Source organism: Streptomyces sp. Xyl84, from assembly GCF_059731885.1.
In genome coordinates this window covers 359,830-379,680 of record NZ_AP029182.1, presented here as the reverse complement: position 1 = coordinate 379,680, position 19,851 = coordinate 359,830, and the positions used below count along the sequence as shown (strand labels likewise).

Sequence of the window (19,851 nt, the reverse complement as noted above, 5' to 3'; positions counted from 1 at the left end):
CGATCTGGGCGCGCCCCCCCATCTGGACGTACCCGGCGGCCTGGACGCACCCGGCGGAATGAGTGCGTCCGTGGTCTGGGCGGCTCAGCGGACCGACGTGCGCTCAGTGATCCGGGCGCGCCCGGGTCTGGGCGCCTCGGCGGTCTGGGCGCGCCCGGCAGACGGGACGTGCCCGATGGGCTGTGAGCCCCGAGCGGATGGGACGGGCCCGACTGCCTGGACGGTCCCGGCCGTCTGGGCGGCCCCGATCCGGGGGCGCCGGCCGGGCGGGTGGGTTCAGCGCACCGGGAAGCCGAAGGAGTAGCCCTGCTGCTTCAGCCAGGGCAGGATCTCGCGCAGGGCGTCCACGGTCTGGGTGCGGTCGCCGCCCGCGTCGTGGAAGAGGACGGTCGGCCCGTTGTGGATCTCCCGCTTGACGGTGGCGACGATGGCCGCGGTGCCGGGCCGCTCGAAGTCCTTGGTGTCCACGTTCCAGCCCAGCGGCCGCATCCCGCGGGAGGCGGCGAGCTGACGGCTGTACGGGGTGAACGCCCCGCCCGGCGCCCGGTAGTACATCGGCCGGACGCCGCCGGAAGCCTCCGTGATCATCTTCTCGGCGTCGAGGATCTGCTGCGACTGGTAGGCCTGCGACTTGTGGTCCATGGCGGTGTCGTGGGACACCGTGTGGTCGCACAGCCGGTGCCCGGCGGCCAGCACCGCCTTCACCATGTCGGGGTGCGCCTTGGCCTGCGTGCCCACCATGCAGAACGTGGCCTTCACCCCGTTCTCCCGCAGCACCTCGAGCACCTTCGGCGTCCAGGTGGGGTCCGGCCCGTCGTCGATCGTGATGTTGACGCCCCGGGCCCCCTTGTCCGAGGAGTGCGCGATGGTCACGTCCACCTTCGCGGCGGAGCCCTGCGCGCCGGCTCCCGCCGCGGACGCGCTCGCCGCCGCGTCCCCGTGTGCCTTGCCCCCTCCGGAGGGATCGGCCTGCGCGGTCCACACCGAGGTCGCGGCGGCCACCGCAGTCACCCCGAGCGCCGCTGCCAGGACCCGTCCGTGCCAACCCCGTCCGCCGCCATGCCGCACCATGTCCCGCCCCGCTTCTCGCAGTCTTCCGTGTTGTCGTGCACTCCTGATGACGACGAAACCGCCGCTCGGGATCCCGCTGTTACGGATCACTGACAATTCCGCGGACGACGTGCGACAGTCCGGCGCCGGCAGACGCCTCCTGACGGCCCGTCGGGCGCATCCGCACACCCGTGAGCGCGACGAGTGGCCCGGTTCACATGGCGTGCCGGGAACGTGACCGACACCATGGTCCTCGTCACCGGCAGGCCGAAGGGATCCAGGATGTTCCGCAAGGTACTGGTCGCCAACCGCGGCGAGATCGCCATTCGCGCGTTCCGCGCCGGATATGAGCTGGGCGCGCGCACCGTCGCCGTCTTCCCCCACGAGGACCGCAACTCGCTGCACCGGCTGAAGGCGGACGAGGCGTACGAGATCGGTGAACCCGGGCACCCGGTGCGGGCCTACCTCTCCGTCGAGGAGATCGTCGCCGCGGCGCTCCGGGCCGATGCCGACGCCGTCTATCCGGGCTACGGGTTCCTCTCCGAGAACCCGGAACTGGCGCGGGCCTGCGAGCGGGCCGGGATCACCTTCGTCGGCCCGGACGCCGGCACCCTCGAACTGACCGGGAACAAGGCCCGCGCGGTGGCCGCCGCGCGCGCCGCCGGCGTGCCGGTGCTCGGCTCCTGCGCCCCCTCCACCGACGTCGACGAACTGGTCCGGGCCGCCGAGGACGTCGGTTTCCCCGTGTTCGTCAAGGCCGTCGCGGGCGGCGGCGGACGCGGGATGCGGCGGGTCGAGGACCCGGCCGCGCTGCGCGAGTCCATCGAGGCCGCCTCCCGCGAGGCGGCCTCCGCGTTCGGGGACGCGACCGTCTTCCTGGAGAAGGCCGTCGTCGAACCCCGCCACATCGAGGTGCAGATCCTCGCCGACGGCACGGGGGAGGTCATCCACCTCTTCGAGCGTGACTGTTCGCTCCAGCGCCGCCACCAGAAGGTCATCGAACTCGCCCCCGCGCCGAACCTGGATCCGGCGCTGCGCGAGCGGATCTGCGCCGACGCGGTCCGCTTCGCCCGCGAGATCGGCTACCGCAACGCGGGCACCGTGGAGTTCCTGCTCGACCGCGACGGCAACCACGTCTTCATCGAGATGAACCCGCGCATCCAGGTCGAGCACACCGTGACCGAGGAGGTCACCGACGTCGACCTGGTCCAGGCGCAACTGCGCATCGCCGCCGGCGAGACCCTGGCCGACCTCGGACTGTCCCAGGACACCGTACGGCTGCGCGGCGCGGCCCTGCAGTGCCGGATCACCACCGAGGACCCGGCCAACGGCTTCCGCCCCGACACCGGACGGATCAGCGCCTACCGCTCACCGGGCGGCTCGGGCATCCGCCTGGACGGCGGAACCACCCACGCGGGTACGGAGATCAGCGCCCACTTCGACTCCATGCTCGTCAAACTCACCTGCCGCGGAAGGGACTTCAAGGCCGCGGTCGGCCGGGCCCGGCGCGCGGTCGCCGAGTTCCGCATCCGCGGCGTCGCCACCAACATCCCCTTCCTGCAGGCCGTCCTGGACGACCCCGACTTCCAGGCCGGGCGGGTCACCACGTCGTTCATCGAGCAGCGCCCGCACCTGCTCACCGCCCGCTCCTCCGCCGACCGCGGCACCAAGCTCCTCACCTACCTCGCCGACGTCACCGTCAACAAGCCGCACGGGGAGCGGCCCGAGACCGTCGACCCGGTCACCAAACTCCCGCCGCTGCCCGCCGGCGAGCCGCCCGCCGGCTCCCGGCAGCGGCTGGTCGAACTAGGCCCGGAGGGATTCGCCCGGCACCTGCGCGAGTCGCCCCTCCTCGGCGTCACCGACACCACCTTCCGCGACGCCCACCAGTCCCTGCTCGCCACGCGGGTGCGCACCAAAGACCTCCTGGCCGTCGCCCCCGTCGTCGCCCGCACCCTGCCCGGACTGCTCTCCCTGGAGTGCTGGGGCGGCGCCACCTACGACGTCGCACTGCGCTTCCTCGCCGAGGACCCCTGGGAGCGCCTGGCCGCCCTGCGCGAAGCGGTGCCCAACATCTGCCTGCAGATGCTGCTGCGCGGCCGGAACACCGTCGGGTACACGCCGTACCCGACGGAGGTGACCGACGCCTTCGTGCAGGAGGCCGCGGCCACCGGCGTCGACATCTTCCGCATCTTCGACGCCCTCAACGACGTGGGCCAGATGCGCCCGGCCATCGACGCCGTACGCGGGACGAGCACGGCCGTCGCCGAGGTCGCCCTGTGCTACACCGCCGACCTCTCCGACCCCGCCGAGCGCCTGTACACCCTGGACTACTACCTGCGCCTGGCCGAGCAGATCGTCGAGGCGGGCGCGCACGTCCTGGCCGTCAAGGACATGGCCGGACTGCTGCGGGCGCCCGCCGCGGCCACACTGGTCTCGGCGCTGCGCCGCGAGTTCGGCCTCCCGGTCCACCTGCACACCCACGACACCGCGGGCGGTCAGCTCGCCACCTACCTCGCCGCGGTCGGGGCCGGCGCCGACGCGGTGGACGGGGCGGTCGCCTCGATGGCGGGCACCACCTCCCAGCCGTCGCTGTCGGCGCTCGTCGCCGCCACCGACCACTCCGAGCATTCCACCGGCCTGGACCTGAAGGCCGTCGGTGACCTGGAGCCGTACTGGGAGAGCGTCCGCAGGATCTACGCCCCCTTCGAGGCGGGCCTGGCCTCGCCGACCGGCCGGGTCTACCACCACGAGATCCCCGGCGGGCAGCTCTCCAACCTGCGCACCCAGGCGGTGGCCCTCGGCCTCGGCGACCGCTTCGAGGACATCGAGGCGATGTACGCCGCCGCCGACCGGATCCTGGGCCGCCTGGTGAAGGTCACCCCTTCCTCCAAGGTGGTCGGTGACCTCGCCCTGCACCTGGTGGGCGCGGGCGTCGCACCGGAGGACTTCGAGCAGACCCCCGACCGGTTCGACATCCCCGACTCCGTCATCGGCTTCCTCCGCGGCGAGCTGGGCACCCCGCCCGGCGGCTGGCCGGAGCCCTTCCGCACCAAGGCGCTCAAGGGCCGCGCCGAGGCCAGGCCCGTCACGGAGCTGAGCGCCGAGGACCGTGAGGGCCTGGACAAGTCCCGGCGCTCCACCCTGAACCGGCTGCTGTTCCCCGGCCCGACCCGCGACTTCGAGCAGCACCGCCAGGCCTACGGCGACACCAGCGTGCTCGACAGCAAGGACTTCTTCTACGGTCTGCGTCCGGCGAAGGAGTACGCCGTCGACCTCGAACCCGGGGTACGGCTGCTGATCGAGCTGCAGGCCGTCGGCGAGGCCGACGAACGGGGCATGCGCACCGTGATGTCCTCCCTCAACGGCCAACTGCGCCCCATCCAGGTGCGGGACACCGCCGCCGCCTCCGACGTCCCGGTCACGGAGAAGGCGGACCGGGCCGACCCCGGCCACGTCGCGGCCCCCTTCGCCGGTGTGGTGACCCTGGCGGTCGCCGAGGGCGAGGAGGTGGCGGCCGGGGCGACCGTCGCGACCATCGAGGCCATGAAGATGGAGGCGGCCATCACGGCCCCGAAGGCCGGCCGGGTGGGCCGGCTGGCCATCAACCGCATCCAGCAGGTGGAAGGCGGCGATCTGCTGATCGAGGTCGTCTGACCCGGCTCGGGCCGCTCCCCGGCCCGCGAAGGGGACCGGGGAGCGGGCCGGAGGGGGACGGTGGCCGAAGGCCGGGGACCGGTGCTCCGTCCCTCGTCCTCCGGCCTTCGGTCCGCCGGGGCCGAGGGCGGTGGGGCGGGGCGCGGGGCGGCTCACCCGTCCGTGGCGTCCGTCCGGCCCAGCCAGGACCGGGCGGCGGCGGTGAGCGCCGTGACGCCCGTACGCAGCGTCGGCCCGACGACCGGGGCGAACAGCGGAGAGTGGTTGGACGGCAGGGCCCGGGCCACCCGGGAGAAGTCCTCGGGGGTGCGGACCGCGGCGAAGTCCGCCGGGTCGGCACCGCCCAGCAGCCAGTAGACGCACGGGGCCCCGGCGGCCTCCGCCAGCATGCCGACGTCCTCGCTGCCGGTCGCGGGCCCGGGGTCCACCACCCGTGCCCCGCCCAGCACTTCGGCGAGCGTCCGCCGCGTCCGCTCGGACGCCCCCGGGTCGTTGACGACCGCCGGGAACGACTCGGTGACGGTGATCTCCGGATCGCGGGGTGCGCCGGAGGCGGCGGCCTCGGCCCGTACGATCCGTTCCACGGCCCGCAGCACGGACGTCCGTACCGCGGGCTCGAAGGTGCGTACCGTCAGCAGGAGTTCCGCGCGGTCCGCGATGACGTTGGGCTTGTTCCCGGCGTGCAGGGCGCCCACGGTGACCACCGCCGTGGAGGTGCCGGCGACCTCGCGGGCGACGATGCCCTGCAGGCGCAGGACCGTCGCGGCGGCCATGAGGACCGGGTCGACGCACGCCTCGGGCCGCGAACCGTGACCCCCGCTGCCGTGCAGGACCACGCGCAGGGAGTCGGAGGCGGCGAACGACGGGCCGCCGTGCAGCCCGACGTGTCCCGCGGGCAGCGGTGCGACGTGCTGGCCGAGCACGACGTCGGGGCGGGCGAACCGCTCGAAGAGACCGTCGTCGATCATCGCACCGGCGCCCCGGCCGACCTCCTCCGCGGGCTGGAACACCAGCAGCAGTGTGCCGCGCCACGCGGAGCGGGCCGCCGCGAGCCGCGCCGCGGCGCCCAGCAGACAGCTGACGTGCATGTCGTGGCCGCAGGCGTGCATCAGGGGCACGGCGTTGCCGTCGCCGTCGGCCGCCCGCGCGGTGCTCGCGTAGGGCAGGCCGGTCCGCTCCTCCACCGGCAGCGCGTCCATGTCGGCGCGCAGCGCCACCGTGGGCCCGTCGCCGTTGCGCAGGACGCCGACGACGCCCGTGCCGCCGACGCCGCTGGTGGTCTCGTACCCGGTGGCCCGCAGCCGCTCCGCCACGATCTGCGCGGTGCGGTGTTCGCAGAAGGCGAGTTCGGGGTGCGCGTGGAGGTCGCGGTAGAGACCGGCGAGATCCCGGAAGTCGGGGACCTCGTGGACGTCGGGGTGCGGGGACGCACTGCTGGGCATCGTGCCACCTTCCGGTGCTCGCGGCCGGCGCCGCCGCCGGGACGTACCGCTCGGTCACCATAGCCAGCGCCCGGTCCCGCCGGTCACGGGCCGTCGAATTGCGGTGCCCGCGGGGGCGGGGACGATGGACGGGGGGCCAGAGCGGCGAAAGGTGTCGGGCATGCCCGTGTGCAGCACGCGAGACGGTGTCGAGATCTTCTACAAGGACTGGGGCCGCGGCCGGCCCGTGGTGTTCATCCACGGCTGGCCGTTGAACGGCGACGCCTGGTACGACCAGCTCAAGGCGGTCGCCGACGCCGGGTACCGGGCCGTCGCCCACGACCGCCGCGGCCACGGCCGCTCCACCCCGGTCTACGACGGCTACGACTTCGACACGTTCGCCGACGACCTCGACGACCTGCTCACCCACCTCGACCTGCGCGACGTCACGCTGGTCGCGCACTCCATGGGCGGCGGTGAACTCGCCCGGTACATCGGCCGGCACGGCACCGGACGGGTGCGCTCGGCCGTGCTCCTGTCTGCCATCACACCGCTGATGCTGCAGGGTCCCGAGAACCCCGAGGGGGTCCCGCAGAGCGTCTTCGACGACATCAAGGCCGGCATCCTCAAGGAGCGTTCACAGTTCTGGAAGGACACCGCCGAGGGCTTCTTCTCCGCGAACCGCGCGGGCAACAAGGTCACCCAGGGCAACCGGGACGCCTTCTGGTACATGGCCATGGCCCAGACCATCGAGGGCGCGGTCGCCTGCGTCGACGCCTTCGGCACCACGCCCTTCCACGAGGACCTGAAGAGGTTCGACGTGCCCACCCTGGTCGTGCACGGCGACGACGACCAGGTCGTGCCCCTCGACGCCACCGGCCGCAAGGCCGCGCAGCTCGTCCCCGGCGCCGAACTGAAGATCTACGAGGGCGGCAGCCACGGCATCGCCATGGTCGACGGTGACAAGCAGCGCTTCAACCAGGACCTGCTCGAATTTCTCGGGCGCTGAGACCGGGCGCCGGGACCGGACGCCGGCAAGCGGGCCGGTCCGCGCCCCTCACGGCAGGATCCGCAGCGCGGCCACCCGGGGCCACGGCCGCCCGGGGTCCTCGTTGCGCACGGCCAGCGCGACGCCGCCGCCGGTGAGGCCCGCGTCCCGCGAGGGCGCCGGCCGGGTGAACGTCACCGCGCCGTCCACCGTGACGGTGACGGCCGCGGGCGACACCTCCAGCCGGACCCGGTGCGCCCCGGCGGACGCCAGCCGGCGCACCGTCGTACGGGCCGGGGCGCCCGGGATCCGCTCGGTCGTCCGCACCGTGCGGGCACCGACCGTGAGGACGCACGGGTACGCGCTGCCGTCGCGCACGGTCACGGACACGCTGTCCCGGGTGCCCTCCAGCCGGTCGGCGGTGACCTGCACCTGGTACGAGCGCCAGTCCGCCGTGGCGACGGGCCGGTAGGAGGCCGCCGCGTACGTGCCCCGGAGCGGGCCGTGCCCGGTCAGCGCGTCGAGGCGGGTGCCGGGCGGGCCGCCCGCGGACTCCCACAGCTTCTTGTGGCCGAGCGGGTCGGGCACGTCGCCCGGCACGGCGGTGCGCCAGGAGCCGATCAGGCGCAGCAGTTCGTCCGGCGTCGTCCTCCCCAGGACCTCCAGACGCTGCACCTGGCCGGCGGCCGCCGCCCGCCTGCCGGGCGGCAGCGGGGGGGAGGCCGTGTTGGTCAGGGCGGCCGTGAAGTGCTCGCGCAGCAGTTGCCGCAGCACCTCGTTGTGCTGTTCGGCGGATTCCGAGAAGGGGTGGGCGAACAGGCGTGGCGCGGGCAGGCCGTGGTCGCGGAAGGCCGCCAGCGACTGTCCGAGGTCGCGGCGGACCCGCTCCCGGTACTCGGCGGGTGTCTCCGTGCGCCGCAGCTCCGGCCGCCACAGCCGGTGGGCGAGCACGGAGCCGAGGCGGCCGGTGGCGTCGACCGGCGCGCGCCGGTGACTGAGGTGGGTGTGGTCCTGGAAGTCCCAGCGGCCCGAGTCCGCCATCCGCCGCACCTCCGGCCAGGACAGGTAGTACGGGCGGTGGGTGCCCACGGCCCCCGTGATGAGGTAGGCCGCCGCCGTCATCCGGTGGCGGGCCAGGATCGGGTCGGCGTATCTCCACAGGCCGCGGGTCCCGTCGTCGAAGGTGAGGTAGACGGTGCGCGGGGCCGGGGTGCGGCCGGTGGCCAGGAAGCCGGTGAACTCGGCGGTGGACAGGGTGCGGTAGCCGGCGGCGCGCAGGGCGGTCAGCTGGGCCGCGAACCGCTCGGGGGTGACGGCGTAGCGGCTCCTCGGGTGCGGCGCGACGTCGTGGTAGGTGAGCACGACCGGCGCCGCGCCGGGCCCGGGGGGCAGGGCCGCGGGCCGGGCGTCGTCCGGGCCGGCCGGCGGCTCGGCCTGCGCGGAGACACCGGCCGGCCCGTGGTCCCCGTAGCGCCAGGCGACGGCGAACGGGGCGCTGAGGACGCCGGCGCTCAGCGTGCCCAGCAGGCCCTTGAGCAGGGCGCGGCGCAGGGAACGGCAGCGGCCGGGCCGTCCGGTGGCCGTCACAGCGGGCGTCCCCTGGTCAGGACGGCGTAGTACAGCAGCGCCACACAGGCCAGGGTCAGCACGGTGGTGGTCAGCCGGCCCAGGGCCGGCAGCGGCTTCCTCACACGGGGCTCCTCGTCCAGGTGCCGCGGCGCAGCGTGAGCGCCGCGTACGGCAGCAGCCAGGCCAGCACGCAGCACGACAGCAGGCTCATCAGCGGCCGGTAGCGCCAGCGGCGGTCACCGGGGTTGTCCAGCCGGTAGGCGAGTCCCCACAGGCAGCCCTTGAGGAGGACTCCGGCCAGGTACAGCGCGCTCAGCGCGAGCGTGCGGTGCGCGGGCGCCCACAGCAGGTGGTAGGCGACCAGCGCGGGCGCGGCCAGCACCCACAGGGCGCGTCCGTAGTACAAGGTGGCCGGCGCGAGGCCGCGCCGCCACATGAACCGGCCGGTGAAGCAGAGGTTGCGCAGGAAGCTCTTCTTCCAGCGGATCTGCTGGCGCAGGAAAGGACCCCAGCGCGCCGGCACCTGGGTCCACACCCTGGCCGCCCGGCTGTACCCGACCTGCCAGCGCCGCTCGGGATGGTCCTCGTCGCGGACGAAGGGGGAGCCGGCGTGCCGCCGCTTGAGGGCCTGCCCGCACCACGCCTGGCCCAGTACGTAGCCGGTGAGCTGCCGGTCGGTGGCGAAGCGGAACGGTGCCCGCAGGAACCGGTCCTCGGCCCAGGCCGGCAGGTAGTTGACCACGGCCTCCCGGCGGAAGGCGGCCAGCGGACCGGAGACGCAGCACACCGAACCGAACGCCGACTCGGCCGCCTTGGCCACCCGGAACTGCCCCTCGTACCAGACGTCCTGGATCCGGGCGAGCAGCCCGGAGGAGGTGTTGAGCGCGCGGCAGTGACCGCTGACCGCGCCCAGGTCGCGATGGCGGACCATGGCCTCGACGCACAGGCGTACGGCGTCGGGGGCGAGCAGGCAGTCGGAGTCGGTGAACACCAGGACGTCACCGTCGGCGTGGGCGCAGGCGCGCACCAGCGCGGCCTTCTTGCCGACGTTGTGCTCCAGGCGCAGGACCGTGATGCCGAGTTCCCCGGCCAGGGCATCGAGGACGTCCCCGGTGCCGTCCCGCGAGCCGTCGTCGACGACGACGATCTCCAGGTGCGGGTAGTCGGAGGCGGCCATCGACCGCACGCACGCCTCCACGTGCCCGGCCTCGTCCTTGACGGCGAGCAGGAAGGTGACCTTCGGCCGCTCGGGCAGCGCCGGGAAGTCCGCGTGCCCCGGCGCGCGGGAACGCATCTCGCACACCGCGGGGTCGTCGTAGCGGGTGTAGGCGAAGTAGAGCAGGCAGAGGGTGCCGGTCAGGACGGCCACCCCGTACAGGGCGGTGACGCCCGTGCCGTGCGGCAGGCGCACCGCGCGCCCCGCCAGCAGGAGCAGCAGCGGCGACAGCGCCGTCAGGGTCAGCAGACGGACCAGGCCGTGCCGCACGGGCCGCTCCGCCCTGCGCAGCGGAGCCCCCAGGCGGGCCGAGACCGTGCGTCGCAGGGCGGAGCCCTCGGGGGACGTGGCCGCGGGGGGAAGCAGACGGCGGAGGTCGTCGGCGGCGTCCCCGGGCGGGGCGGCCGTCGCCCGGCCGAGGGCGGCCGGGCCGTTCACGGCGTCACCCCCGCGACGGGTGCGGCGGCGCGGCGGTGGAAGCCCGGGTCGAGCACCCGGTGTCCTTCGTCGAGCCAGGCCAGGTCGGTACCGGGCTGGACCGTGTGCACGATCACCAGGTCCCAGTGCTGCTCCTGCGGCGCCGTCACGCAGTGCAGCACGGAGCCGTCCGCCAGCGCCAGCACCGGGACGCGGGGATCGCTGTAGGCGACCTGGACGCCCTCGGCGGCCAGCAGCCCGAGGATGCGCAGCGCGGGGCTCTCCCGCACGTCACTCACCCCCGGTTTGTAGGCCGCGCCCAGGACCAGCACCCTGGCCCGCTCGGGTGCGACGCCGTCGGCGCCGAGCGTCCGCAGGGCCGTGCGGACCACCTGCGCGGGCCGCTCGTGGAGCGCGGACATGGCGGCGCCCGTCAGCGGGGCGTCCTCGGCGCCCCGGGGCAGCCGGGCCAGCAGGTAGTGCGGATCGCAGGGGATGCAGTGCCCGCCCGCGCCCGGACCGGGGCGGAACGGCATGAAGCCGTACGGCTTGGTGGCCGCGGCGTCGAGCACGTCCAGCGGGGACAGGCCGAGGGCGACGCACGCGTCGGAGAGTTCGTTGGCCAGGGCGATGTTCACCGCCCGGAACGTGTTCTCCCACAGCTTGGCCATCTCGGCGGCCTCGGGACCGGGGGCCAGGTGGACGCGTGCGGCGGTCGGGGCGAGCAGGGCCGCCGCCGCCCGCGCGCTGACCGGACCCGCCCCGCCGACCACCCGCGGGGTGCCCTCGGGGGCGTGCCCGGCGTTGCCGGGGTCGATGCGCTCCGGCGCGAAGGCGACCAGCACCTCTTCCTCGGGGGTGAGCCCGCGCGCCGCGAGCGGCTCGATCAGCAGGTCACGGGTGGTGCCCGGGTAACTCGTCGAGGTCAGCACGATCAGCTGCCCCTCGCGGGCCCGCTCCACGACGTCCGCGCACGCCCGGCGCAGCGGGCCCAGGTCGGGGGTGCGGTCGGCGGCGACCGGCGTCGGCACGCAGACCAGCACGGCGTCCGCCTCGCCGAGGGAGTCGGGCCGCGCGGTGAGGGCGAAGGCGGCGTCGCGTTCGGCGCACGCCAGTGCCGCCTGCTGGGCGGGCAGGACGTCCACGCGTCCGGCGTGGATGTCGGCGAGCCGTTCCTCGCTGCGGTCGACGCCGATGATCCGGGCGCCGGCCTCCCACAGGCCGAGCGCCAGGGGCAGCCCGACGTAGCCGAGCCCGACCACGGCGACGGTGACCCCGCTCAGCGGCGGCCCGCCGGACGCGGCCGGCGGACGCTGCAGCCAGCGCGGGGCAGGGGGCCGCGGCGCCGGCCGGGGCAGGGGCCGCCGGGCCGGACCGGTCGGGAAGGGGATGCCGGACTCGTCGAGATGGGCCGCGATCGTCACACCGTGATACATAACGATCTTCGCCTCGGAATGCCGACGCCACCACGCCCGCTCCCGTCGGCTTCACCCCGTCGGCGGTGCGGCGGCCGTCCTCACGGGGTCCTGGTCCGCCGGGCCGCCATCACCGCGTACACCAGGACGCCGACGAACAGGAACAGCACCCCCTGGTACACGGCCGCGTAGCCCGCGCCCGCCACCAGCCACATCGAGAAGGCCGCCGCGACCGCCGCCACCACGGAGTCCCGCACCAGACGCGCCCGGTCCACCAGGTGGCGGCGCCCGGAGACCAGGTGGAAGATCTGCGCCGCGGTGGCCAGCAGGTAGGGCACGGTCGCGGTGAACGTGGTGACCAGGACGAGGACCTGGAACACCTTGGCCGAACCCGAGGTGTAGTTGTAGACGGTGAGCAGGGAGGCGAGGACGACGGTGACGCCGACGCCGACGGTCGGCACCCCGCGCCGCCGCCGCGCGAAGGCCGCGGGGAAGAGGCCGTCCTGAGCGGCGGCGTACGGCGTCTGGGCGCTCAGCAGCGTCCAGCCGTTGAGGCAGCCGGTCATCGACACCAGCGCGGCGAGCGCGACGGCCCAGCCGCCCCAGGCGCCGCCGAACATGGCGTTCACGGCGTCCGAGAAGGGCGCCGAGGACCCGACCAGCCGGCTGTGCGCGACCGTGCCGAAGACGGACAGCGTGCCCAGCAGATAGACGAGGGCCGCGCCGGCGGTGCCGATGACGGTGGCCCGTCCGACGTTGCGCCGAGGGTTGCGCACCTCGCCCGCGCTGACGGCGGCGGACTCCACGCCGAGGTAGGAGAAGAGCAGGATCGCCGCGGAGGCGGAGACGGCGCCGACCGCGCTGGTGCCGCTCGCGTTGAAGGGGCCCAGGTTGTGCGGGTCGAAGAAGAACAGCCCGCCGACCGCGACCAGCAGCAGCGGCACGAACTTCAGCACCGTCGAGACGACCTGCACGGCGCCCACGTACCGGGTGCCCGCGAAGTTGGCGAGCGCGGGCAGCCACTGGATGGTGAGCGCGGCCAGGCAGGCGCTCCACCGGTGGCCGTTCACCGGGATCAGCACGTCGAGGTAGCCGACGGCGGCCACGGCGAGCGCGGCGTTCGACACCCAGGTGGTGATCCAGTACGCCCAGGCGGCCAGGAAGCCGGCGAAGTCGCCGAAGGCCTCACGGGCGTAGACGTAGGGGCCGCCGGTGCGCGGATCGCGCTGGGCGAGCCGTCCGAAGACCAGCGCGAGCGCGATGGCGCCGACGGTCAGGACGCCGAAGGCGACCAGGCTGACCGTGCCGAAGGGGGCGACGGACGCCGGGAGCAGGAAGATCCCGCCGCCGATGATGTTGCCCATGACCAGGGCGGTGGCGACGGGCAGCCCGAAGCGGCGGGCGTGCCTGCCGGCGGCGGGGTCCGGTGCGCCGGCGGGGGTGTTCCCGGCAGGGCCGGCGGCGGCCGTGGGGTTCTCCCCAGGGGCCGTAGCCGGCTGCGGGGCGGTCCCGGGGACGTGCATGGGGTGGTGCGCCTCTCGTCGGACAGCGCCCGGGATCGCCGGGCACGCCCCATGGTCGGGCAGGATCGGGCCTTCCTCCAAATCACACGGGTTTGTCCGGTATGAGCCCGTCTGGTGCCGGAAAAAGTGCACCCCAGCGCACTTCGGGGCGGGAATCGTACGGGAGGGCTTCCCGGGGGGCGCTCGGAAATGAAGCGCGGGCCGCCGCCGGGACGTAGGCGGAGGCGCGGCGCGGCCCCCGGACGTGCGCCCAGAGGTGCGGGCCGCCTCAAAAAGCGCCCCGGCAGTGCGGGCGGTCTCCCGGGGCGCGCCCGGCCGCGAAGTGCGGGCCGTCTCCAGACGTGCCCCCGGAGGCACGGGTCGCCTCCGGGGCCCGAGAAGGGCGGGCCGCCTCCAGCGGTGCGCTCAGGAGGGCGGGCCGGGCGCGCTCGGCGAGAGGAGTGGTGGCGGTATGACCTAGCGTGGTCGCCATGTCCGAACTGCCGCACGGTGAGCACGGTCGTCCGCCCACACCCGGAGAGCGCTGGGCCGCCTTCCGGAAGTCCCCCTTCCTGCCCGCGACCGTCCTCGCACTGATCCTCGCCGCCGCGGCCGGGCTCTTCGCCGGCTCCTACACGTACGCCATGGCCAACCCCACGCCGCACACCATCCCCACCGCGGTCGTCGGCGCCTACGACCAGCCGAAGGGCCGGCGCTTCATCACCGGCATGGAGGAGGCGCTCGCCGCCTCGCTGAAGCTGCGCCCCTACGGCAGCCTGCCCGCGGCCCGGACGGCCGTGGACGACCAGAAGGTGTTCGCCGTGCTGGAGGTCCCCACCGGCGGCGGGCCCGTCGTCCTCGACGTGTCCGGCGCCTCGGGCGCGACCGTCGCCCAGGTCCTGACGGAATCGGCGCAGCAGGTGGGCCGGGCCACCGGCATCCCCGTGACCGTCCGCGATCTCAACCCGCTCCAGCACGGCGACCCGCGCGGCCTCGCGATCTTCTACATCTCGCTCGCCGCCGTGATCATCGGCTTCGTCGGCGCCATCCAGCTCAGTGTCCACGCCCGGGCGCTGAACCCCCTGGAGCGCATCGCCTTCACCGTGGGCTACGCCCTGCTCGGCGGCTTCGTGATCGCGGCGGTGGTGGACTGGATGCTCGGCGCCCTGAACCTGCCGTTCGTCGAGTCCTGGCTGATCCTGGCGCTGACCATGTTCGCCTCCGGCATGGTCTTCACCATGTTCAACACCCTCTTCGGGCGCTGGGCCATGCTGCCGACGTGGGGGCTGATGGTGCTGCTGGGCAACCCCTCCTCCGGCGGCGCGGTCTCCTGGCCCCTCCTGCCCTCGCCCCTCGGCCAGATCGGCCGCTGGCTGCCGCCGGGCGCCTCGGTGAACGCCCAGCACACCGCCGTCTACTTCGCCGGACACCAGCACGCCTTCCCCTTCCTCGTCCTCGCGGCCTGGGCCGTCGTCTCCTGCGCCGTCTTCTGGGGCTGGCGCCACCGCCACCCCGGCGGCCGCCAGGCGCGCCCGGCACACGCGGCCGGCTGACGGCCCGGATCCGGTGCGTGGGAGCGGCCGGCGGCCCGGGACCGGGACACGCGGCCGGCTGACGGCCCGGATCCGGTGCACGGGAGAGGCCGGCGGCCCGGAACCGGCACACGCGGCTGGCCGGCGGACCGGCCGCCCGGTGCGCCGCTTACCTGACGGGTCATCGACCCCGCTCCGCCCCGGTGCGAGGATCGTGGCCGTACACAGCACAGCCCGCAGGGCCGACCGACCGGAGGACGCCATGACCGCCTACGCCATCGCCCACCTGCGCGACGCCGCCCCGCACCCGGACATCGCCGAGTACATCGAGCGGATCACCGCCACCTTCGCGCCGTACGGCGGCCGCTTCCTGGTGCACGCCACGCAGCACGAGGTGAAGGAGGGCGCCTGGCCCGGTCACGTCGTCGTCATCGGGTTCCCCGGGATCGCCGAGGCCAGGGCCTGGTGGGACTCGCCCGCCTACCAGGAGATCGCACCCCTGCGCTCCCGCCACATCGAGGGCGACCTGATCCTGGTCCCGGGCGTTCCCGAGGACTACGACCCGGCCGGCACCGCGCAGGCGATGCGCGAGGCCATGGCCGCCGGGGGACCGGCCCGGAGCTAGGTGTATTGATCACGAGCATTGTTGCGCTGCTTCCCGCCGAACGGCACCGGCCACCGCACCCACCAGGAGCAGAGCGCCGCCGTCGCCGCCTGCATCCGCTGGCGAAACGCCCGCACGGGGCCGCGGAATCCTGACGGTGCCGGGGCGAGAACTCGCGCGCGGACGGCGGTCCGGCCGCGGTTCGCGAACACGTTCACCCACGTGATCAGGCGCTCGGATCAGCGCACGCCCCCGGCAGTGATCCGACCTCGTGCCTGGTCGCGCCGGCAGAACTGCGGACCCCGGCCGTCAGTCCGTGTCAGGCACTCGTGGCAGAGCTGGTCCCGACGCAGGTGCAGTCACGCGACGGATCGAGCTACGTGGTGCGTCTGTTTCACCGTTTCGAGCGGTTTGGCGATGAGGCTGTGGGCCAGGCCGTGTCCGTGCCGTCAAATTTCCAGATGACATGGCATCAGTACTTTCTGGATGGGGTGGGGGCGGCGCGGTGGAGGTGAGAGGGGTACGACACGCCTACCGCCGACGGGTGGTCCTCCGGGGTGTCGACCTGGACCTCGGTGCCGGTGTGCTGGCCGGGATCGTCGGCGAGAACGGCACGGGCAAGACGACCCTGCTGAAGATCCTTGCCGGTGAACTGCGGGCGGATCGTGGCGCGGTGCGTCACCGGGGGCGTTTTGGCTACTGTCCGCAGGACGTGGTCCTCAACGATGCCCTGACCGTCCGGCAGCACCTGGAGTTCTTCAGGACGGCCCTCGCGCTGGACGATCTGCGTCATGCCGAGAGGGTCATGGAGGCTTTGCGGTTCTCCGAGTACGCCGATGTGCGCGCCGGGGTGCTCAGCGGCGGGACCCGGCAGAAGCTGAACCTCACGCTCGCGATCATGCACGACCCGCAGGTTCTGCTGCTGGACGAGCCGTACCAGGGTTTCGACTGGGACACCTACCAGCGGTTCTGGGAACTGGCCGCCCGACTGCGCGACGCCGGCCGCTCCGTCCTGGTCGTCTCCCATCTGGCCTACGACACCGAACGCCTCGACGAGCTGTGGCGTCTGGAGGCGGGCACGCTGCGCCCGGAGACGACGGCAGCGGCATGAGGAGACACCTGAACCTGTTCACGACAGCCACCCGGTACGACCTCATCGAGCACGCCCGTAACCGGTTCGCCATGCTGCTGGTCGTCTTCTTCGTCCCCACCTGGGCCGGCCTGGTCTACCTCACCATTCCCGGCAGAGCGGCCCCGTTCCAGCTGGCCTCCACCGGGGAGAAGCTGGCGCCTGCCGGCAATGAACTGACGCAGATCACCGGTGCCCTCAACGCCGTCACCCTGGTGACCGGGTTCATGATGTTCGCGTCGACCTTCTCCGGCGGGCGCTTCGACCGGCGCCTGGCCATGGCGGGCTACCCCCGCACCCATCTCGTCCTGGCCAAGGCCGGTTCCCTGATGCTCGCCTCCGCCCTTCTCGCCGCCTACGCCACCGCGGCCATGTGCATCGCCTGGACACCGAAACAGCCTTTCCTGCTTGCCGCCGCACTGTTCTGCGCCGCGCTGACCTACGGAGCCATCGGCGTGGTCCTCGGCTCCCTGCTGCGCCGTGAGGTCGAGGGCATGTTCGCCTTGGTGATGACCAGCGTCATCGACGTCGCCCTGCAAAATCCCATGGTCAGCTCCGGCGCCGGAAGCCCGCTGACACGCCTGCTGCCTACCTACGGCTCGGTCCAGGCCGCCACTGCGGCCGGGTTCTCCGCCACCTCCGTGCCCGCGTACCTCGCTGTGCAGCTGCTGTGGTGCGTCGCGGCCGCGTTCCTGGGGCTGCTGGCCTTCCACCACCGCACCCGCAACGCCCTGCCCCGGCCGGGCCGTCACGACTGGTCCGCGACCGCGGAACCACGCGGCGCCGTGTCCCCCCGGCGCCCAGCGGGCACCAGCGAGAACTCCGCGCCGGGCTCCCCGTGACTGGTGTCCGCCGCACTCACCCGGGCGGGCGGCATCAACGCCGTCTCCGGCTGGTCGCAGTGCGGGCACGCATTCAGGCCCTCACCCCCGCGACTCCGCACCGACGAAGGAGCATGCATGAGCAGCACATCAGGCGTGGACCAGACGGCGATTCCGGCCCAGCGGGGTCCACGGCCGCGCTTCCACTACCCCTTGCCGATGCCGCAGCCCTCCCACGTCCCCAGGGACGTCGCGGCCCGGGCCCAAGTGTGGAAGGCGTCGTACGGGTGGACCGAACCGGTCACAGAACCCCACTCCGATGCCGGAATCGCCATGGGCTGGTGCCTCGGGAGGTTCTCCACCCCCGAGACCAGTGAGGGAGTGCTCCACGCCATCGGCTGCCTGCTGGAATGGTCGTTCGCCATCGACGACGATGTGCTCGACCACCCGGAGGCCCGCAGCCGGTCCGGCGAAGTCATCCGACTCGTGAGCCAGATCATGCACGTGATGGAATCTCCGGGATACCGAGTACCGGAGAACGCAGTCCCCCTCACCGCGGCGATCCATGACGTGATGGAGCAACTGCGCGCGGAGTGCACACCCACACAGGTGGCCCGCGTGAGCACCGGACTCAGGTGCATCCTCACCAGCGGCGTGCACAAGATCCACATGGACGAACCCGACGAAGACGAATACCTCGCCCTGCGCATTCACGACGTCGGAGGTTACGCGTACGCCACGATGATCGAGATGTGCGGCCCCGCTCCCATCCCGGACGAGGACTGGAACGCACCGGCGGTCCGGGCCCTGATCGGCTGCACGACTCTGCTCGTCGGAGTGGAGAACGATGTCGTCTCCTACCACAAGGAAAAAGCAGAAGGGCAGACCTCCCCGAACTTCGTGGGCGTCCTGCAAGCCACCCGCGGACTCTCCTTCGACCAGGCCGTCACCGCGGCGATCGAGACGCGCGACCGCCTGATGCTCCTCTTCCTCCGCCTGCGCGAGCGCCTGCTGCCCACGGCCGCGCCGCCCCTGCACTACCTCATCGACCGACTCGGGCAGCTGATCATCGCCAACACCGAAGTCACCCTGTGCGCGCGACGCTACAACCCGCCACCCGCACCCCGCATGGCCCCGGAAGACGTCGTCAGGACACCCTCCTGCTGGGCACCCTCACTGTCGACCACCGACACCAGCCCCCTGCCCTACCCGAGCATCTCCTGGTGGTGGGACCACCGCTGAAGACCCCACGGTCCGGCACTCGGTCGACGCCCCGCACCCACCTCCGAGAGCCAGGTCCTGGAGACAGTCCGCTGATGCCGGGCGGCACGTCGATCACCCGGCTGACGACGCGGGACGAGCCACTGGCCGGACGGCGCCGGCCCGGCCGCGGGGGTGTCACCGGGCGGGGTGCGCGACCCGCTCCGGGGCCCCGGCCGCCGGTGCGGCCGTACTCGGTGAGGGCGGGGGAGCCGCGGCGGTGAGGGCGGCGTCCGCGCGGCTCAGCCACTCGCGGTACGCCGGTGCCTGGAAGGCCGCCTCCCAGTACGCCTCCTCCAACTCGGCGTAACTGCCCTCCAGTTCCTCCTCCGCGCGGGCCACGAGCAGCAGCCGCACCCCGATCGGGTCGCCCTGGAGCGGCCGGATGGCGAGGTCCGCGCGGGGCAGCGCGGTCGGCTGGCTGACCGTCACCACCTCCCCGGTGGCCGCCAGGGAGTAGGCGGTGAGGTAGTCCCCGTGCAGCACGTCGGGCTGCAGTCCCGCCGCGCGCAGCACCCGGCACAGGGCGTCCCACTCGCCGTCGACCGTCGAGTCGACCATCCAGCGGTCCGCCGCGAGATCGCACAGCCGCACCTCGCGCCGCGCCGCCGCCGGATGGTCGGCGGCCAGGCAGACGAACTGCGGCTCGCGCTCCACCAGCACCCGCACGCGCAGACCGGGTGGCACGCGCAGCGGACTGCCCTCGACCTCGTGCACGAACGCCGTGTCGAGCCGGCCCGAGGCGACCATGCCCAGCAGGGCGTTCGCGGAGACGTCCATCTGCAGCGTCGGTTCGGTCCGGGGCGTACGGGCACGCAGCCGGCGCAGCCAGCCGGGCAGGGCGCGGCTCGCGGTGGCGCCGATGCGCAGGCGGGGACCGCCGACCGCGCGGGCGGCGGCCGCGCGGGTCTCGGTGACCAGCGCGCTCAGTTCGGTGACCAGGGGCCGGGCCCGGCTCAGGACCGCGTGTCCCAGCGGTGTGGGCCGGCAGCCGGTGCGCGCGCGGACGAAGAGCTGACCGCCGAGCGTGTGCTCGATGCGGCGCAACTGGGTGCTCAACGAGGGCTGTGCCATGCCGAGTTCGCGCGCCGCTCTGTGCAGACTGCCGGTGTCGGCGATGGCGCAGAGCACGCGCAGGTGCCTCACCTCGAGCTCCATGAGGGGGAGCGTAGGGCGGTGCGGCCGGACCGCACCAGATGTTCAAACCCCTACGGAACCGTACGAGTCGGCCCCCGATAGCTCCGCGCTATCCCCACTTGCCATCATCCCG

At 73.6% G+C, this 19,851-nt stretch carries 14 protein-coding genes; 7 read left to right on the top strand and 7 right to left on the bottom strand.

Annotated elements, in window-relative coordinates; translation table 11 throughout:
• Positions 1 to 276: 276 nt before the first annotated feature.
• Positions 277 to 1,071 (bottom strand): polysaccharide deacetylase family protein, encoded by a 795-nt coding sequence (locus AC6I72_RS01605; protein WP_497998862.1) that lies wholly within the window; start codon positions 1,069 to 1,071, stop codon positions 277 to 279.
• A 261-nt stretch (positions 1,072 to 1,332) separates the two neighbouring features.
• Here AC6I72_RS01605 and AC6I72_RS01600 point away from each other — a divergent pair, with 261 nt between their 5' ends.
• Complete coding sequence (locus AC6I72_RS01600; protein WP_498004556.1) at positions 1,333 to 4,707, top strand: pyruvate carboxylase; 3,375 nt, start codon at positions 1,333 to 1,335, stop codon at positions 4,705 to 4,707.
• A gap of 152 nt (positions 4,708 to 4,859) precedes the next feature.
• On the opposite strand, the gene AC6I72_RS01595 is transcribed toward AC6I72_RS01600, so the two are convergent.
• On the bottom strand, positions 4,860 to 6,149 hold the full coding sequence (locus AC6I72_RS01595; protein WP_497998861.1) for an amidohydrolase: 1,290 nt from the start codon (positions 6,147 to 6,149) through the stop codon (positions 4,860 to 4,862).
• Positions 6,150 to 6,309: 160 nt separating this feature from the next.
• Between AC6I72_RS01595 and AC6I72_RS01590 the strand changes: the two genes are divergently transcribed.
• The gene (locus AC6I72_RS01590) at positions 6,310 to 7,137 is read left to right on the top strand and encodes an alpha/beta fold hydrolase (protein WP_497998860.1); all 828 of its coding nucleotides are present in this window, start codon (positions 6,310 to 6,312) and stop codon (positions 7,135 to 7,137) included.
• 48 nt (positions 7,138 to 7,185) lie between these two features.
• Here AC6I72_RS01590 and AC6I72_RS01585 read toward each other — a convergent pair whose 3' ends face one another.
• From AC6I72_RS01585 to AC6I72_RS01570, 4 genes are all read right to left on the bottom strand, one after another.
• Entirely contained in the window at positions 7,186 to 8,703 is a 1,518-nt protein-coding gene (locus AC6I72_RS01585) for a polysaccharide deacetylase family protein (RefSeq protein WP_497998859.1), read from the bottom strand.
• A 100-nt stretch (positions 8,704 to 8,803) separates the two neighbouring features.
• On the bottom strand, positions 8,804 to 10,339 hold the full coding sequence (locus AC6I72_RS01580; protein ID WP_497998857.1) for a glycosyltransferase family 2 protein: 1,536 nt from the start codon (positions 10,337 to 10,339) through the stop codon (positions 8,804 to 8,806).
• Complete coding sequence (locus tag AC6I72_RS01575; protein ID WP_497998855.1) at positions 10,336 to 11,742, bottom strand: nucleotide sugar dehydrogenase; 1,407 nt, start codon at positions 11,740 to 11,742, stop codon at positions 10,336 to 10,338. The genes AC6I72_RS01580 and AC6I72_RS01575 overlap by 4 nt, the downstream gene beginning before the upstream one ends.
• A gap of 92 nt (positions 11,743 to 11,834) precedes the next feature.
• Positions 11,835 to 13,256: an amino acid permease gene (locus tag AC6I72_RS01570; protein WP_497998853.1), complete on the bottom strand. Its 1,422-nt coding sequence runs from the start codon at positions 13,254 to 13,256 to the stop codon at positions 11,835 to 11,837.
• A gap of 470 nt (positions 13,257 to 13,726) precedes the next feature.
• On the opposite strand from AC6I72_RS01570, the gene AC6I72_RS01565 reads away from it, so the two are divergent.
• The 5 genes from AC6I72_RS01565 to AC6I72_RS01545 all read left to right on the top strand — a co-directional run bounded on the left by AC6I72_RS01565 (position 13,727) and on the right by AC6I72_RS01545 (position 18,563).
• On the top strand, positions 13,727 to 14,788 hold the full coding sequence (locus AC6I72_RS01565; protein WP_497998852.1) for an ABC transporter permease: 1,062 nt from the start codon (positions 13,727 to 13,729) through the stop codon (positions 14,786 to 14,788).
• Between the two features lie 241 nt (positions 14,789 to 15,029).
• Positions 15,030 to 15,392 (top strand): DUF1330 domain-containing protein, encoded by a 363-nt coding sequence (locus tag AC6I72_RS01560; RefSeq protein ID WP_497998850.1) that lies wholly within the window; start codon positions 15,030 to 15,032, stop codon positions 15,390 to 15,392.
• 484 nt (positions 15,393 to 15,876) lie between these two features.
• The gene (locus tag AC6I72_RS01555; RefSeq protein WP_497998849.1) at positions 15,877 to 16,482 is read left to right on the top strand and encodes an ATP-binding cassette domain-containing protein; all 606 of its coding nucleotides are present in this window, start codon (positions 15,877 to 15,879) and stop codon (positions 16,480 to 16,482) included.
• Entirely contained in the window at positions 16,479 to 17,342 is an 864-nt protein-coding gene (locus AC6I72_RS01550) for an ABC transporter permease (RefSeq protein WP_497998847.1), read from the top strand. The genes AC6I72_RS01555 and AC6I72_RS01550 overlap by 4 nt, the downstream gene beginning before the upstream one ends.
• A gap of 117 nt (positions 17,343 to 17,459) precedes the next feature.
• Entirely contained in the window at positions 17,460 to 18,563 is a 1,104-nt protein-coding gene (locus tag AC6I72_RS01545; protein WP_497998845.1) for a terpene synthase family protein, read from the top strand.
• Positions 18,564 to 18,719: 156 nt separating this feature from the next.
• Here AC6I72_RS01545 and AC6I72_RS01540 read toward each other — a convergent pair whose 3' ends face one another.
• A complete protein-coding gene (locus tag AC6I72_RS01540; RefSeq protein ID WP_497998844.1) occupies positions 18,720 to 19,739 on the bottom strand; it encodes a LysR family transcriptional regulator in 1,020 nt (339 codons plus the stop codon).
• Between the last annotated feature and the right edge of the window lie 112 nt (positions 19,740 to 19,851).